Annotated in this window: 16 protein-coding genes and 1 other RNA gene; 10 read left to right on the top strand and 7 right to left on the bottom strand. The window is 54.3% G+C overall.

Annotation, left to right across the window (positions count from 1 at the left end):
• The first annotated feature begins 96 nt into the window (after positions 1-96).
• Complete coding sequence (locus tag ACSHSR_RS17380) at positions 97-411, top strand: cupin domain-containing protein (protein ID WP_479630987.1); 315 nt, start codon at positions 97-99, stop codon at positions 409-411.
• A 94-nt stretch (positions 412-505) separates the two neighbouring features.
• Here ACSHSR_RS17380 and rpiA read toward each other — a convergent pair whose 3' ends face one another.
• Positions 506-1,162 (bottom strand): ribose-5-phosphate isomerase RpiA, encoded by a 657-nt coding sequence (rpiA, locus tag ACSHSR_RS17375; RefSeq protein WP_025008999.1) that lies wholly within the window; start codon positions 1,160-1,162, stop codon positions 506-508.
• Between the two features lie 291 nt (positions 1,163-1,453).
• Here rpiA and ACSHSR_RS17370 point away from each other — a divergent pair, with 291 nt between their 5' ends.
• Positions 1,454-2,407 (top strand): DUF808 domain-containing protein, encoded by a 954-nt coding sequence (locus tag ACSHSR_RS17370; protein ID WP_025889330.1) that lies wholly within the window; start codon positions 1,454-1,456, stop codon positions 2,405-2,407.
• Positions 2,408-2,506: 99 nt separating this feature from the next.
• On the opposite strand, the gene sodC is transcribed toward ACSHSR_RS17370, so the two are convergent.
• The 5 genes from sodC to zapA form a co-directional block, all read right to left on the bottom strand.
• Complete coding sequence (gene sodC / locus ACSHSR_RS17365; protein WP_025009001.1) at positions 2,507-3,028, bottom strand: superoxide dismutase family protein; 522 nt, start codon at positions 3,026-3,028, stop codon at positions 2,507-2,509.
• Positions 3,029-3,253: 225 nt separating this feature from the next.
• Positions 3,254-3,712, bottom strand: a complete 459-nt coding sequence (locus ACSHSR_RS17360; RefSeq protein WP_025009002.1) for a hypothetical protein — start codon at positions 3,710-3,712, stop codon at positions 3,254-3,256.
• A gap of 50 nt (positions 3,713-3,762) precedes the next feature.
• Positions 3,763-4,419, bottom strand: coding sequence for a 5-formyltetrahydrofolate cyclo-ligase (locus ACSHSR_RS17355; protein ID WP_479630986.1), 657 nt, complete (start codon positions 4,417-4,419; stop codon positions 3,763-3,765).
• 8 nt (positions 4,420-4,427) lie between these two features.
• Positions 4,428-4,608: non-coding RNA, 6S RNA (gene ssrS, locus ACSHSR_RS17350), on the bottom strand.
• A 40-nt stretch (positions 4,609-4,648) separates the two neighbouring features.
• Positions 4,649-4,957 carry a cell division protein ZapA gene (gene zapA, locus ACSHSR_RS17345; RefSeq protein ID WP_025009004.1) on the bottom strand — a complete coding sequence of 103 codons (309 nt, stop codon included), beginning with the start codon at positions 4,955-4,957 and terminating at the stop codon, positions 4,649-4,651.
• Between the two features lie 262 nt (positions 4,958-5,219).
• Here zapA and ACSHSR_RS17340 point away from each other — a divergent pair, with 262 nt between their 5' ends.
• The 7 genes from ACSHSR_RS17340 (at position 5,220) to ACSHSR_RS17310 (ending at position 13,867) form a co-directional block, all read left to right on the top strand.
• Positions 5,220-5,801 carry a UPF0149 family protein gene (locus ACSHSR_RS17340; protein WP_208161390.1) on the top strand — a complete coding sequence of 194 codons (582 nt, stop codon included), beginning with the start codon at positions 5,220-5,222 and terminating at the stop codon, positions 5,799-5,801.
• A 66-nt stretch (positions 5,802-5,867) separates the two neighbouring features.
• A complete protein-coding gene (ubiH, locus tag ACSHSR_RS17335) occupies positions 5,868-7,136 on the top strand; it encodes a 2-octaprenyl-6-methoxyphenyl hydroxylase (protein ID WP_479630985.1) in 1,269 nt (422 codons plus the stop codon).
• Between the two features lie 2 nt (positions 7,137-7,138).
• A complete protein-coding gene (locus ACSHSR_RS17330) occupies positions 7,139-8,350 on the top strand; it encodes an FAD-dependent monooxygenase (protein ID WP_208158978.1) in 1,212 nt (403 codons plus the stop codon).
• A gap of 250 nt (positions 8,351-8,600) precedes the next feature.
• Positions 8,601-9,695 carry a glycine cleavage system aminomethyltransferase GcvT gene (gene gcvT, locus ACSHSR_RS17325; protein WP_025009007.1) on the top strand — a complete coding sequence of 365 codons (1,095 nt, stop codon included), beginning with the start codon at positions 8,601-8,603 and terminating at the stop codon, positions 9,693-9,695.
• Between the two features lie 23 nt (positions 9,696-9,718).
• Positions 9,719-10,108, top strand: a complete 390-nt coding sequence (gcvH, locus tag ACSHSR_RS17320; RefSeq protein WP_025009008.1) for a glycine cleavage system protein GcvH — start codon at positions 9,719-9,721, stop codon at positions 10,106-10,108.
• 114 nt (positions 10,109-10,222) lie between these two features.
• Positions 10,223-13,111 (top strand): aminomethyl-transferring glycine dehydrogenase, encoded by a 2,889-nt coding sequence (gene gcvP / locus ACSHSR_RS17315; protein WP_144191249.1) that lies wholly within the window; start codon positions 10,223-10,225, stop codon positions 13,109-13,111.
• 414 nt (positions 13,112-13,525) lie between these two features.
• Entirely contained in the window at positions 13,526-13,867 is a 342-nt protein-coding gene (locus ACSHSR_RS17310; RefSeq protein WP_028779379.1) for an SH3 domain-containing protein, read from the top strand.
• A gap of 244 nt (positions 13,868-14,111) precedes the next feature.
• Here the strand turns inward: ACSHSR_RS17310 and ACSHSR_RS17305 are convergent, their stop codons facing one another.
• The gene (locus ACSHSR_RS17305) at positions 14,112-15,206 is read right to left on the bottom strand and encodes an ISAs1 family transposase (RefSeq protein ID WP_109248997.1); all 1,095 of its coding nucleotides are present in this window, start codon (positions 15,204-15,206) and stop codon (positions 14,112-14,114) included.
• 64 nt (positions 15,207-15,270) lie between these two features.
• Between ACSHSR_RS17305 and ACSHSR_RS17300 the strand changes: the two genes are divergently transcribed.
• Entirely contained in the window at positions 15,271-15,555 is a 285-nt protein-coding gene (locus ACSHSR_RS17300) for a VOC family protein (protein WP_479630984.1), read from the top strand.
• The last annotated feature ends 16 nt before the right edge of the window (positions 15,556-15,571 follow it).

Below are 15,571 nucleotides of genomic sequence, written 5' to 3'. Positions count from 1 at the left end.
AAGCAGTAAAACTGGCAGTAAAACCAAGTGCAAGCAGGGAGTCTATTTAAGATAGGGATAGGCTGAGTAACGGCTCATATGTCGCAGGAGAGCAAGATGAACAATCTGTTTGCCAACTTACCCAAGCAGCTTGATGCCGAGCAGTTTGACGCGCTTTTGGCCACGCCGGATCTTAAAATTGAGCGCATTCTGTCCCACGGTCAGGTGACACCCGAAGGGCAATGGTACGATCAAGCGCAGAATGAATGGGTATTGCTGCTGCAGGGCGCTGCCCGGCTGCAATATGAAGATGGTTCAGAAGTGAGCCTGAACCCGGGGGACTGGCTCAATATCCCCGCTCATGTACGCCACAGAGTCAGCTGGACCGCCGAGGATCAAACTAGCGTCTGGTTGGCCATTTTTTACTCTTGAGCCGACTGTTCTTGCGATGCTCTTGCTCTGCAATCCGCTCAATTTTCCACAAAAAAGCCGCCTGCTGGCGGCTTTTGGCATTTAAGATTAAGGCTTACTTGATGGTTTTAACCCCTTCAGGGGTGCCCACCAGAAGCACATCGGCGCCACGGTTGGCGAACAGACCATTGGTCACTACGCCCACTATGGCATTAATCTGCACTTCCAGCTCTTTGGGGTTCAGTATCTTCAGGTTGTAGACATCCAGAATGACGTTGCCGTTATCTGTTACCACACCTTCACGATAGACAGGATCGCCACCCAGTTTCACCAGCTCACGGGCCACGTAGGAGCGGGCCATGGGGATCACTTCCACCGGTAGCGGGAAGTTGCCCAGCACATCGACTTGCTTGGTATTATCAACGATACAGATAAACTTGTCGGCCACGGCCGCAACTATCTTTTCCCGGGTCAGTGCGGCGCCGCCACCCTTGATCATGTCCATGTGGCCGTTGATTTCATCGGCGCCATCGACATACACAGACAGCTTGTCTACCGAATTGAGATCAAACACAGGGATCCCCAACTGTTTGAGCTTGGCGGTGGAGGCTTCAGAGCTGGAAACCGCGCCTTCAATATCGGCCTTTATCGTAGCCAGAGCATCGATAAAGTGGTTGACGGTAGAGCCGGTGCCCACGCCAACTATGCTGTCTTTCTCGACATATTCCAGCGCTGCCCAACCGGCCGCTTTCTTCATTTCATCTTGGGTCATAATGCCATCCTGTTGATTCTGACAAATTTACTTGAACTTGCCCTAGTATACTCCGAGTTGCAGTGAAAAGTGCCGCTCAATCTTGTCCTGAAGAATAGTTCTTGAAGTGCAACATAAGTTAAGAACTTTTTACTGCGCCCGCCTGCGCCCCTGCGCTACTATACGACCAGGGGGGGAACGGCCAGGCTGATGTGGCAGTACTGCGCTGAAAAAGTGCACAGGTGCCGCTTGAATATGTCGCATACCGAACCTATTTAGAGCGCAAAATTGACCTGGTTTAAGGAGATTTAAATGGCTGGAGCGAGTCTACTGACTCTATTGGATGATATTGCCACCATCCTGGATGATGTGGCGGTAATGAGTAAGGTTGCCGCCAAGAAAACCGCCGGGGTATTGGGGGACGATCTGGCGCTGAATGCGCAGCAGGTAACAGGGATCAGTGCTGAGCGGGAACTGCCCGTGGTATGGGCCGTTGCCAAGGGCTCTTTTCGCAACAAACTTATTTTGGTGCCGGCAGCTCTGCTGATCAGCGCCTTTATTCCCTGGGCAGTTACACCTCTGTTGATGTTCGGTGGCTTGTTTCTCTGCTTTGAAGGCTTTGAAAAACTCTGGCACAAGGCCAGTCACAGCAAGGCTTCTGCCGAAACAGACGATGAAGCCGCCGCCGAGGCCGCCATGAAAGAGGTCGAGGATATTCGCGCCTGGGAAGCGCAGAAAGTCAAAGGCGCGATACGTACCGACTTCGTGTTATCGGCAGAGATCATCGCCATCACCTTGGGGATTGTGGCGGAAAAAGCCTTTATGACCCAGTTGGCCACTCTGTCTATCATTGCAGTGGTAATGACTATCGGGGTCTACGGCTTGGTGGCTGGTATCGTTAAGCTGGATGACGCCGGGCTGTATCTCTCAAGGCGCAGAGGCGAGGGTTTTTGGGCCCACAACCTCAGGCGTATTGGGCTTATGCTGGTCAGCGCAGCCCCCAAACTGATGAAGCTGCTTACCATAGTGGGCACCGCCGCCATGTTTATGGTAGGTGGCGGCATTCTCACCCATGGCCTGCATTGGGTCAGTGAGCAGATAACCCATGCCGCCAACTGGGTAGGCTCTTTGGCTGTGGCCGGCCCTGTGTTGGCAGCGCTGACACCTACCTTGCTCAACGCCCTGTTTGGCATTGTGGCCGGTGCCATCGCGGTGGCCTTGATGAGTATGGTGGAGCGTTTGAGAGGCAAGGGCGAAAGCCACTAAACGTGCCAAGCCAACAAAAGATCAAAGCTAAAAAGACATTGGCTTGAATTGAATTAAAAAACGCGGCTCAAGAGCCGCGTTTTTTGTGTTTGGTGCGGCTCAGTTAATCACGCCACAGGCCATGCGGGCGCCACCGCCGCCCAGTGGCGCCGGGTGATCTGAATGGTTATCGCCTCCCATGTGGATCATCAGTGCCTTACCTTTGACGTCGGCCAGTTTCAACCTTGGTGCCAGCACAGGTGTGGAAGCCATGCCATCAGCATCGACATAGAGCGCCGGCAGATCGCCCTTGTGATTGTCATTTGTCCAGGGGTAACCATGCTTGCCGCTGCCATCAGGGTCGAAGTGCCCCCCGGCTGCGCCGCCCAATACCGTCTTACCGTCTTTACTGCTGGTGTCACAACTGCCATTTTGATGCACATGGAAGCCGTGAACACCGGGCGTGAGTTGCTTGAGGTTGGGGGTTAACACCAGGCCGTAGGCGGAATCACTGAGACTGATGCTGCCTATGGGGCTTGGGCCATCTGCCGACAGTAATGAGATACTGACTTCTTCGGCGGCCAGTTGTGATGCGGCAAACACCAGTGACAAACAACCCGGGATCAGGATGGACTTTTTCATCGCTTGTTCTCTCCTTTGAGTGGAATTCCAAAAACGACAAGGCCGACTCGGCGGCATGATAATGAGCTGCCTATATGGCTTTCAGCATAGAAGCCGCCAGGGCAGAGTGCCAGCCGGCCTAATGTCTGGTGTTAACCTGCCCTGAGATTCAAGCCAACGCCATAAGAGGATTCGCCAATTCACCAAGATATTTCAGCAATAGCAATAACAGCCTGGAGCCAGGTCTCAATGTTGATCCAGCTTGGCCTGCCACAGGGCGCTTTGCTCCGTGGAAGTCAGTGAACGGCGGGCGCAGTAAAGGCTGATACCACAGCAAAGCGGCACTATCAGAAGATCCGAGGCATGAAAGCGCAGTAACAACCAGAGTGCCAGGCTATAAAGCAGTAGCGTAATCAGCGGAACCGGCAGCAAAAGCTGCCACTCGAAACACTTCCCCAGCCATCTGGCCCCCAGGCCCACAGCCACCGCCGGCAGCATATACAGCCAAACCAGAGTGCTGTTGCTGCTGGCCATAAATAGAAACAGCCACACAGCAAGAATGGCGCCCAGCAAGGCACCGAGCAGCGCCTTGGGTTGTGACTGTTGCCGGCGCATATTTTGATAGGTTTCCCGCTGCATCTGCTGCTTAACCTTGGCCCGCTGGGCACTGTCCGGTCTATCAAGGCTGCGATACTGACGTGCCATACTTGCTTACTCCGCGACTTCTCAGGCTGATGTTATACCACTTTTTCGGGTCAAGATTCAGCCGTCAGAGAGTTGAAGCTATGCAGCTTGTCCGGGGTAACGATAAAGGGCAGCGGGATATCCCAGGGGGCGAGGGGCAGGGAGTCCACCAACTGCAGGGTATGGGCAAAGCCGACTGCCAGTAATGGCACAGTTCGGGCGATTTGCTGCGCCGCGGCCAGTGTTCTGTCGTAGAAGCCGCCGCCCATGCCCATGCGGTTGCCCTGGGCGTCGAAGGCCACCAATGGCGTGAGGATGAGATCCAGCTCAGCCAAAGGCACCAGAGTACGGATATCCAGCCTGGGTTCGGGGATACCAAAGCGGTTGGTGTGCAGTTGACTGGAGAGTTGATAGCGCAGAAACAGTAAACGCCCCGGGGCAAAGGGATGAATGATCGGCAGACAGGTGGTTACTCCCCGTTGCCATAGCGCTTCGATAAGGGGAGCCGTGTCCAGCTCGCCGTCACAGCTAAAGTAGAGGGCGACTGTATTGATTGCTCTGCCCTGGGCGCTCAGTTCATCGAGCAAGGTTAGAAACTGCTCACAACCCTTGAGGGCGGCAACATGCTGCTCGGCTTCGGGAATGGCCCTGCGGGCATGGCGAATGGCTCGCCTGAGCGTCTTGCAACGCGCATCACGGGTTTGGCTGCTTGAGTCTGTGTGAGTCATAAATGAGGATGCTCCCCAGAATGTCGATGCCGGTGTAGCCCTTGAACCGTAGGTTCAAGGCGGGTAAATGATTACATCCTAAGGCTTCTCGGTTCGCGCCGAGCATGCACAATGTCAGTAAAACATTCACCCTGAGATTAAAAATATCGGCACAGGGACATTACCAGCTGTCGCACACCCCAGGGAGCAAATTCTGGGTCGAACCTGTGAGGGTTCGTGCTATTTCAGTTTAATCCTCTCTTGCGCTTCGCTCAACCAATGCGTGCTCAAGAGTGGATTGCAGCAAACGGATTCTGTCATCCATTTGGCTCATATAATCTTGATTCTTCCGCTGCTCTTCATAGAGCTCATAGCCTATGTTGAGTGCGGCCATCAAAGCCATTTCCTCGCGGCTGATGGCGTTGGTGCGGGACTTTATCTTGCCCAGTTGCAGCTCCAATTTCTGCGCCACCGCTTGCAGAGCCTGTTCCTGACCCGGGGGACAGGCGATGGAGTAGGTGCGCCCCAACAGGGTGATATCTATGGCACTGTTACTCATCTTCCGCACGGGATCCTTTTCTTTGGCTCTGTGGCGGAATATATCTAGCTCAGCGTTAAAGTGCAAGACAAGCGCCGCTTTGTTGCGTTGGCTGCTGTTTCCCTGACCAGCTTGGTACAAATCCCGGCAGTAGATAACCGGCGAAGCCTGGATACATTGCCAAATGCACGACCTGGCTCGCAGCTTGGGTAAGATTCCAGTCTTGGTCGCCTTCCCTAACTCTGCTAGCATGACGGGGTAAATTCAATACTTGGACAGCTTTATGGCAACCCCACCCTCATTACGTATCGAAAGCCTGCGCAGTGCGCTCGACAACGCCGACATAGGTCAGCATCCGGTTGAAGTGCATGGCGCCTTGGTGGGCCTGATTTGTGGCGGCGTGTCACAGCAGGAGCAGGCCTGGTATCAGCCACTGCTCGAGCTGATGAACGACGGCCAGCGCCTGCCCGACGAACTGACACAACTGATAACCGAACTTTTTGGTGACACAGTCAATCGACTGCAGGATCCTGACTTTGGCTTCACCCTGCTGCTGCCGGAAGAGGAAGAACCTCTGAGGGTGCGGGTCGAGGCGCTCTCGCTCTGGACCCAGAGCTTCCTCACCGGCATCGCCATTATTCAACCGGGTTTGAATCAGGCATCGGAAGATGTCCGTGAAGTGATCAAAGATCTGGCGGAAATTGCCCAGGTAGAGTTCGATGTTGCCGACGATGATGAATCCGAAAGTGCATATCTTGAGCTGCTGGAGTTTGTTCGCATGGCCGCCATTCTCTGCTATTCAGAGTTCGGCCCTGAGTTGCCTGATCTCGACGCCGAAACACCAGACAATAATACGCTGCATTGACAGGGCGCCCGTTCGCCCTGTCATTTCTGTGACGGCACCCATTGAGCGTGCCTGAGTAGAGGAAAGATGAACCCGCAAGTTGACGCCCAAGCTGTGAGTCAGGAATGCACTGAGCTGGATATCGCCATTGTCGGCGGCGCCATGGCAGGTGCCACCTTGGCATTGGGGCTGGCCGACCTGGCCAGGAAACTCTCCCGTCCGCTGAAAATAGCCGTTATCGAGGCCTTCGATCCCGCCAAGCAACATCCTGGTTTCGATGCCCGCTCCATCGCCATAGCCAATGGCTCAGTGTTTGAGCTCAAGCGCCTCGGCATCTGGCCTTTGCTTGAAGACCTAGGCACGGCGATAACCGATATTCATGTCTCGGATCGCGGCCATTTCGGCATGACAGAGCTCAACGCCGGGCAGTTTGCGCTGGACTCCCTCGGCCAGGTGGTGGAACTCGAGCGGGTCGGCCAGCGGCTGTTTGGCGCCATCGGCAACAGTGATATCCAGCTATATTGCCCGGCGCGTCTCGAGAAGCTGCAAACTTCGGCTGCGGGCCATAGTTTGACCCTCAGTAATGGTCAGCGGCTTTCCTGCCGTTTATTGCTGGCGGCAGATGGGGTTAACTCCTCGGTGCGTGCCCAGCAGCAACAGGCGTTGCAGCAGTTTGAGTTTGGTCAGAGCGCGGTTATCGCCAATGTTGCTACCGACAAGCCCCATAATGGCATGGCCTGGGAGCGCTTCACCGAGCACGGCCCGCTGGCTTTGCTGCCTATGAGTGACAGCGACGGCCAGGCCCGGCTCTCTCTGGTGTGGGCCTTGCCTCATGAAGAGGCCGAGCGGGTGCAAGCTTTGCCGCAGGCCGAGTTTTTGCAGCAGCTGCAACAGGCCTTCGGTTATCGGGCCGGGCGTTTTGTGGCCGTGGGGGAGCGTCACCGCTACCCACTGAGCCTCTCTTACATGCCAAGGCCCATCTATCACCGTACGCTTTATTTGGGCAATGCCGCCCAGACTCTGCACCCGATAGCCGGGCAGGGCTTCAATCTGGGGCTCAGGGATCTGGTCACTGTGCTGGAGACGCTGGAGCCGGTATTGGCCGCAGGTGGCGACCCAGGCGCAGCCCAGGTGCTGCATGCCTATCATGCTGCCCGTGAGCAGGACAGACGCCAGACCATCAACAATATCGAGTTTCTGGTGCGTGGTTTTTCCAACAACTACTGGCCGCTGGTGGCCGGACGTAATTTGGGGCTCAGGATCCTCTCCTGGTGCCCACCTCTCAAGACCCCGGTGGCCCACAGAGCCATGGGGTGGCACAGACAATCGGCATGTCTGTTTTCCAGGAGTCAGTGACGATGAATTTCCAAAGCTATGATGTGGCCGTGGTGGGCGGCGGTATGGTGGGATTGGCAACGGCCTGCGGTTTGGCACAGGCCGGGCTCAAGGTGGTGGTGATAGATGCCGCCGGTGCCGCGCCGGTCGAGGGGGCGCCGCGGCTGAGGGTCAGTGCCATCAACAAGGCCAGCCAGGCGCTGCTTGAACACTTGGGTGCCTGGGCCTATCTGGACAAGTCCCGTCTCGGGCCATACAGCAAAATGGATGTCTGGGAAAAAGACGGCATGGGGCGCATCCAGTTTGATGCCCAGAGCCAGTGCGAGACTTCCCTTGGCACCATAATCGAAAACGATGCCATTCACTACGCCCTGGCCCAGCGAGCCGCAGAGCTGGAACAGCTGACACTGCTGGAACACACCCGGCTTGAGCGTATCGCCTTTGGTGAGCGTGAAGCCTGGCTGACGCTGGATAACGGCGATAACCTCAGTGCCGCCCTGGTGGTGGCTGCCGATGGCGCCAACTCCTGGGTTCGCCAGCAGTGCCAGATCCCGCTGACCTTCTGGGATTACGGTCATCACGCCATAGTCGCCAGCATTCGCACTCAGTTGCCCCATGGTGACTGCGCCCGCCAGGTGTTCAGTGCCGACGGCCCACTGGCGTTTCTGCCGCTTTATGAGAGTGACCTCTGCTCCATCGTCTGGTCGGTGCCGCCGCAAAAGGCCGAGGCCTTGCAGGCTTTGGATGATGAGGCCTTTTCCCGGGCGCTGACCGCCGCCTTCGATGGCCGCCTGGGCCTGTGTCAGTTGGAGAGTGAACGCCAGAGTTTTCCGCTGCGGATGCGTTATGCGCGCCATTTCGCCCGCCATCGTTTGTTGTTGGCCGGCGATGCGGCACACACCATACATCCGTTGGCGGGGCAGGGGGTTAACCTGGGTTTCCTCGATGCCGGCGCCATAGTGGAAACCGTGGCGGCATTGCACGGCGAGGGCAAGGATATCGGCGCCTATGGCGAGCTGCGCGCCCTTGAGCGCTGGCGCAAAGCCGAGGCGATGGAGATGATAGCTGCCATGGAGGGGTTCAAGCGGTTGTTTGCCGGCAGTAATCCTCTGAAGAAGGCGATTCGCGATCTCGGTCTCAACCTGGTGGACAATGTCGCTGGGCTGAAAACTGTGTTCATGCAACAGGCCATGGGACACAAATTCAAGCTGCCGCGTTTGTGCCGTCCTGAATAATCTTCATCCCCGGTTAGCCGTATGTGAAGGAAAACGCCCAAAAATAGTCGCTTTTGGGCGTTTTTTATACATGCACTGTGATTTACTGTAAAAAAATTACAGGCAAACCATGAGAAAAATTAATCCATAATAGTTCGGATTAGAAAAATCACTTGTATACAAATTTGTGACGCAGGGTATAATTTCGCTGCATTTTAACTCAGTGTTGCCCCTGGGTGACACTGTAAAGCCCCGACTAGAAGGGATAACAATGGCTAATAAAACTGTACTCTTTAACAAGCACTTGGAAGCCAATGCCAAGATGGTTGATTTTCATGGTTGGGATATGCCACTCAACTATGGTTCGCAGATAGAAGAACATCACGCAGTGCGTCAGGACGCCGGTATGTTCGACGTCTCCCATATGACGGTTGTTGATGTCACCGGCAGCGACGCCAAAGCCTTCCTGCGTAAACTGCTGGCCAACGATATCGCCAAACTCAAGGTCTCCGGCAAGGCGCTGTACAGCGGCATGCTGAACCATGAAGCCGGGGTGATTGACGATCTGATCACTTATTATCTCGATGACACCCATTACCGGGTTGTCGTCAACTCAGCCACCCGCGAAAAAGATCTCGCCTGGATTGCCGAGCAGTCCAAGCCCTATGATGTCACAGTGACCGAGCGCCCTGAGCTGGCGATGATTGCCGTGCAGGGCCCCAATGCCAAGGCCAAAACCGCCACTGTGTTCACAGCCGAGCAAAACGCGGCCGTTGAAGGCATGAAGCCTTTCTTCGGTGTGCAGGCAGGCAGCCTGTTTGTGGCCACCACAGGTTACACAGGTGAAGCCGGTTATGAAATCATAGTGCCTGCCGAAGAAGCCGAAGCCCTGTGGCAAGCGCTGCTCGAGGCCGGTGTTAAGCCATGTGGTCTGGGTGCCCGCGATACGCTGCGCCTGGAAGCCGGGATGAACCTCTATGGTCAGGACATGGATGAAACCGTTAACCCATTGGCCGCCAACATGGGCTGGACCATTGCCTGGGAACCGAGCGATCGTGACTTTATCGGTCGCGAAGCCCTGACCGCCATCAAAGAGGCCGGAGCCGACAAATTTATTGGCCTGGTGATGGAGCAAAAAGGCGTGCTGCGCCACGGCATGCCGGTATTCTTTACCGACGCCAACGGCCAAGAGCAGGAAGGCGTGATCACCAGCGGTACATTCTCACCGACATTGGGCTATTCTATTGCGATGGCCCGGGTACCGAACTCCATTGGGGATACGGCCGAAGTCGAAATGCGCAAGAAGCGCGTCGCTGTTAAAGTAGTGGCGCCAGGCTTTGTGCGTAACGGTAAACAAGCATTCTAAAACACGGGAAAGGAACAAGAATAATGAGCAATATTCCAAGCGAACTGAAGTACGCTTCTTCTCACGAATGGATCCGCAAGGAAGAAGACGGCAGCTACACAGTCGGTATCACTGAACATGCGCAGGAGCTGCTGGGTGATATGGTTTTCGTTGAATTGCCGGAAGTAGGCGACACTGTCAGCGCCTCTGAGGATTGCGCTGTGGCCGAGTCTGTTAAGGCCGCTTCAGATATCTATGCCCCTCTGTCCGGTGAAGTGATTGCCATCAACGAAGCGCTGGAAGACAGCCCTGAGCTGGTCAACAGCGATGCATTCGGTGATGGCTGGTTCTTCCGTATCATGCCTTCTGACCTGTCTGAGCTGGACAACCTGCTGGATGCCGAAGGATATCAGGCTGTCATCGACGAAGAATAAGCGTTGCTGAAAAACGAAGCCCTCCGGGGCTTCGTTTGTTTTACCACTAAATAAAGAGACTGGTACACCGCCTCCCTACGGCTGGATACCGGCGAACATGGAACAAGGTTAATCATGACCAAGCAAACCCTCACTCAGTTAGAGCAGCACGAACTCTTTATCCGTCGTCATATCGGCTCCGACGCCCTGCAGCAGCAAGAGATGCTGAACTATGTAGGCGCCGAGTCACTGGAAGATCTGACGGCGCAGATAGTACCGGAGTCGATTCGTCTGAACCGGGATCTGGCCGTGGGCGAAGCCTGTGGCGAAGCCGAAGGTCTGGCCTATATCAAGGGCCTGGCCAAGCAGAACAAGGTCTTCAAGAGCTACATAGGCATGGGCTACTACGGCACTGAAGTGCCTAACGTTATTTTGCGCAATGTGCTGGAAAACCCGGGTTGGTACACGGCTTATACCCCTTACCAGCCGGAAATCGCCCAGGGCCGTCTGGAAGCGGTACTGAACTTCCAGCAGATGTCCATGGACCTCTCCGGCCTGGATCTGGCCTCCGCCTCGCTGCTGGACGAAGCCACAGCCGCCGCCGAAGCCATGGCGCTGGCCAAACGGGTATCCAAGGCCAAGAAAGCCAATATCTTTTTCGTTGCCGATGACGTGTTCCCGCAGACGCTGGATGTGGTCAAGACCCGCGCCGAATGCTTTGGTTTTGAAGTCGTCGTAGGCCCCGCCGAGGAAGCGCTCAATCATGAACTCTTTGGTGCCCTGTTCCAGTACAGCGGCAAGACAGGCGAGCTGAACGATCAGCGTGAACTCTTCGCCAAGCTGCGTGAGCAGAAGGCGATTGTGGCTGTTGCCGCCGATATCATGTCGCTGGTATTGCTCAAGTCTCCCGGTAGCCTGGGCGCCGACGTAGTCTTTGGCAGCGCGCAGCGCTTCGGTGTGCCTATGGGGTATGGTGGCCCGCACGCCGCTTTCTTCGTGACCCGAGACGAGCACAAGCGTTCCATGCCTGGCCGTATCATAGGCGTTTCCAAAGACAGCCGCGGCAACACAGCGCTGCGGATGGCGATGCAAACCCGTGAGCAGCATATCCGCCGCGAAAAGGCCAACTCCAATATCTGTACCGCGCAGATCCTGCTGGCCAACATGGCCTCTTTCTACGCCGTATACCATGGCCCACAAGGGCTGAAGACCATAGCTGAGCGTATTCACCGCCTGACCGACATTCTCGCCGCCGGCCTCAAGACCAAGGGCGTTGAGTTGGTCAACGCTAGCTGGTTCGACACTCTGACCTTCAAAGTGGCCGACAAAGACGCCGTGCTGGCCCGCGCCATTGCCGCCGAGAGCAACCTGCGTATCGATGTCGAAGGCACTCTGGGTGTCAGCCTGGATGAAACCACGACTGCTGACGATCTGGCTGCCCTGTTCGATATCATCCTGGGCGCCGGTCATGGCCTGGATGTGGCGGCACTGGACGCTGAAATCCTTGCCAAGGGCAGTGACTCCATCCCTGCGGCGCTGCTGCGTGATGAGGCCATCCTGACGCATCCAACCTTCAACAGCTTCCACAGCGAAACCGAGATGCTGCGCTACATCAAGCGTCTTGAAAACAAAGACCTGGCGCTGAACCACTCGATGATCTCTCTGGGTTCATGCACCATGAAGCTGAATGCCACCGCCGAGATGCTGCCTATCAGCTGGCCGGAATTTGCCAACCTGCATCCATTCTGCCCGCTGGATCAAGCCAAGGGTTATGAAAAGCTGCTCAATGAGCTGTCTGACTATCTGGTGGAAATCACCGGCTATGACGCCATGTGCCTGCAGCCCAACTCGGGTGCATCCGGCGAATACGCCGGTCTGTTGGCCATCAAGAAGTACCATGAATCCCGAGGCGAGGGGCACCGCAATGTCTGTCTGATCCCTCAGTCGGCTCACGGTACCAACCCGGCTTCGGCGCAGATGGCCGGTATGAAGATAGTGGTTGTGGCCTGTGACAAGCGCGGCAACGTGGACATGGAAGATCTGCGCGCCAAGGCAGCCGAAGTGGCCGACAACCTGTCCTGCATCATGATCACTTATCCTTCTACCCACGGCGTGTATGAAGAAACCGTCTCGGAGATCTGTGAGGTGATCCATCAACACGGCGGCCAGGTGTATCTGGACGGTGCCAACATGAATGCCCAGGTGGGCGTGACCACTCCCGGCTTTATCGGCGCGGACGTTTCCCACCTCAACCTGCACAAGACCTTCGCCATCCCTCATGGCGGCGGTGGTCCAGGCATGGGTCCCATCGGCGTAAAAGCGCATTTGGCTCCTTTCGTTGCCGGTCATACTCTGGTTAAGCCGGGCCGCGAAAGCGACAACAACGGCGCCGTTTCTGCCGCGCCTTACGGCAGCGCCAGCATACTGCCAATCAGCTGGATGTACATCAAGCTGTTGGGCGCCAAGGGCTTGCGTGAATCAACCCAGAACGCCATGCTCAACGCCAACTATGTGATGAAGAAGCTGTCAGAGCACTATCCTGTGCTCTACCGCGGCCGTAACGACCGTGTGGCTCACGAGTGCATTATCGATCTGCGTCCGCTGAAAGAAGCCTCCGGTGTGACTGAAATGGATGTGGCCAAACGCCTCAACGACTACGGCTTCCACGCTCCTACCATGAGCTTCCCGGTTGCCGGAACCCTGATGATCGAGCCGACCGAGTCTGAGTCCAAGGCCGAGCTGGACAGATTTATCGAAGCCATGGTGGCCATCCGCGGTGAAATCGCCCGGGTCGAAGCCGGTGAGTGGCCTGCGGACAATAACCCGCTGCACAATGCACCACACACGTTAGCCGACATCATGGATCCCGCCTTCGACAGCCGTCCATACGATCGCGAACTAGCGGTATTCCCTAATGCCACAGTCAAGGCCAACAAGTTCTGGCCGACCGTGAATCGTATTGATGATGTGTATGGGGATAGGAATTTGTTTTGTGCCTGTGTGCCCATGTCTGAGTACGAGTAATTGCTGCTTGGACTCGCTACTGCGGCGTTAAATCTTGGCGCCAGTGCTCATTGACATCAGTCAACTGCGCGCTGGCGCCATCGATTTGCCCCCGGTTTGGGCTTACACAAAGAGTGCTTCGTCAGCAACGCAATTATGGTTTAGTGGAGCACATTAGTTAGGGCTTCATCCAATCATTTTCGCTGCTCATTTACTCAAGTAAACTGCGCGGCGAAAATGATCGGCTTCATTGTCTTCTCTTCGGCAGTGACGCCATTATTGCTGCTTGGACTCGCTACTGCGGCGTTGAGCCGTATCTGAAATTTTCCCTCTAATCCTGCAAAAATACGATGCATTGACCACACTGCAACATCTCTAGTTACGGAATTACCTGGGGATTCCCTAGCCAAAGGTGTTATGTACTTTGGAGAAAATATGGAAGTAGTTGCTATTGAACAGCATGTCTCAGAATATCCAAATCCGTTTTATTTGAAGCAAGGCGATAAAGTCGAACAGGGTGAAATAGATGGCGAATTTCCCAATTGGATTTTTATAACCAATGATGCAGGTGAGCAGGGTTGGGCTCCAGTTCAATATATAGAAAAGGTTGATGGCAGCTCCGTGGGTATCATGCTTCAAGATTATGACAATGTTGAGCTCAATACTGCCATAGGTGAAAAACTGTCAGTGCTGTTTGAACTCAATTCGTGGTATCGAGTCTCGAGGCCAACGGGCGAAATAGGGTGGGTACCAGTACGCTCGGTACAACTTACGTAATAAAGTACCATACGTCACTTGGCCCTACGCTGGTACGGCCTCATTACACGTCGTTATGCCTTTCTAAGATATAAGTATATGGAGATAAAATTATGCCAAAGCTAGAGAAAATAGATCACATCCATATTTATGCGCCAGATCGTTTGAGTGCGGAGCAATGGTACAAAGAAGTATTAGGGTTCAATCGAGTTGAGTCACTTGAACGTTGGTTTTTAGCAGGGCGGGATTCCACTTTGTTTATATCTTAACCAAATAACAACTCTGAGCGAAATGTAGGACTCCAACCAGCACGGCGGCGCTTACCTGCCAGACTGTCTTTTTTGCCTTGGTGCTGCCTTATCGCACTCAGAGCCGCTCGGTTAAATAGGGCGAGATGCTTTGCGCCATCAGGATCCGTTACCTTCAGCGCATCTTCGCGGAAGACCACATCCAGCACCCAATGGAGCTGATTTTCTACCCCCCAATGCTCTCGAATAGTCCTCGCGGCCTCTTCGGCATTGAGCGGTAAGGAACTGACATACCAGCGTGAAGAACATGATGTTATTCCATCGACTGTCCGTTCACTGGCAACTTCGATAAATGAGGTGATGTGCGGCCACTTTTTCTTAAGTTCCGCTGATAATTCTGCTTCTATCTGCATGACTGTTCGGCGCTCCCTGCGGCCATGACCCATGTTGAACTGCTCAAATATAGCCAGTTCTGGCTGCTCATACGCTTTACTGAAGCTGGTTTTGACTGCTTCAAATAATCCCGGCTGGTTCGACTTGAGCTGAATAATGAAATCACCGTTCCCCTGTTTAATTTTGTTCATGGTAGACACCTGACAATGCAGTGCATCCAGCGTCAGAACGGCATTATCCAGTGCCATAGCATCAATCATGTTGCGGGCGACTTCAGCTTCTTTCCCTTTAGAATGTGAACTGTCTTGGTAAAGTGTAATGCCGTTGCCGACATCAAATGCGCTGACAACATGGAGTGCATTCTTAGCATCCTCACTCCACGCCCCGCGCAGGGTTTTTCCATCCAGCGCGATAACGGTTTTCCCTTCCGTTTGCCGTTGCTCATTGATCCAGCCAAATATGGCTTGAAGGAGCAGTTCGCTGTCCAATGCTTTGATTATATTACTGATACAATGCCTTTTAGGGATGCCATTTTCGAATTTTCGGTACAGACGGAGCCAATCTAGCTGTTCTTCTCCGAATTCCTGAATAGACTTCCACCCAGTCGCACCGCTGAGGATAGCACTGAGTGTCAGGAACACCACATCCACTAAATTATGCTTTAGATTGATGTCCTTACGGGGATCGGTAATCTGTTCTAGTTGTTTCAAAAGGGTCATGGTCATCTGTGGATTAAGGGCAAGGCAGATCAGATCATGACCAACCGTAAAAGTTCAATTTAAAGTGGGATCCCGCCCTGGGTTTTTAGAAGGTGGGCCATTAACGATTGAAAATGGTGGTGTTCACATTGCACTCTTTGAATCAGACACTTTAGTAAATACGACCGTGGCGTTTTCTGTGGATTCTACAAACTACGAAGAATGGAAAGCGCAGCTTGGTAATCATGGTGTTGATTTCAAAGAAAGTGATCATGCTCTGTCATGGTCTATTTATTTTAGCGATCCATATGGTAATCCGTATGAAATTACTAGTTATGAATACGAAGAAATCAAAAAACTAAAAAAATAAAGACATCCATCGTTAG

The sequence above is a fragment of the Shewanella sp. VK101 genome (assembly GCF_056497865.1).
This window is presented reverse-complemented; position numbering and strand designations above follow the sequence as displayed.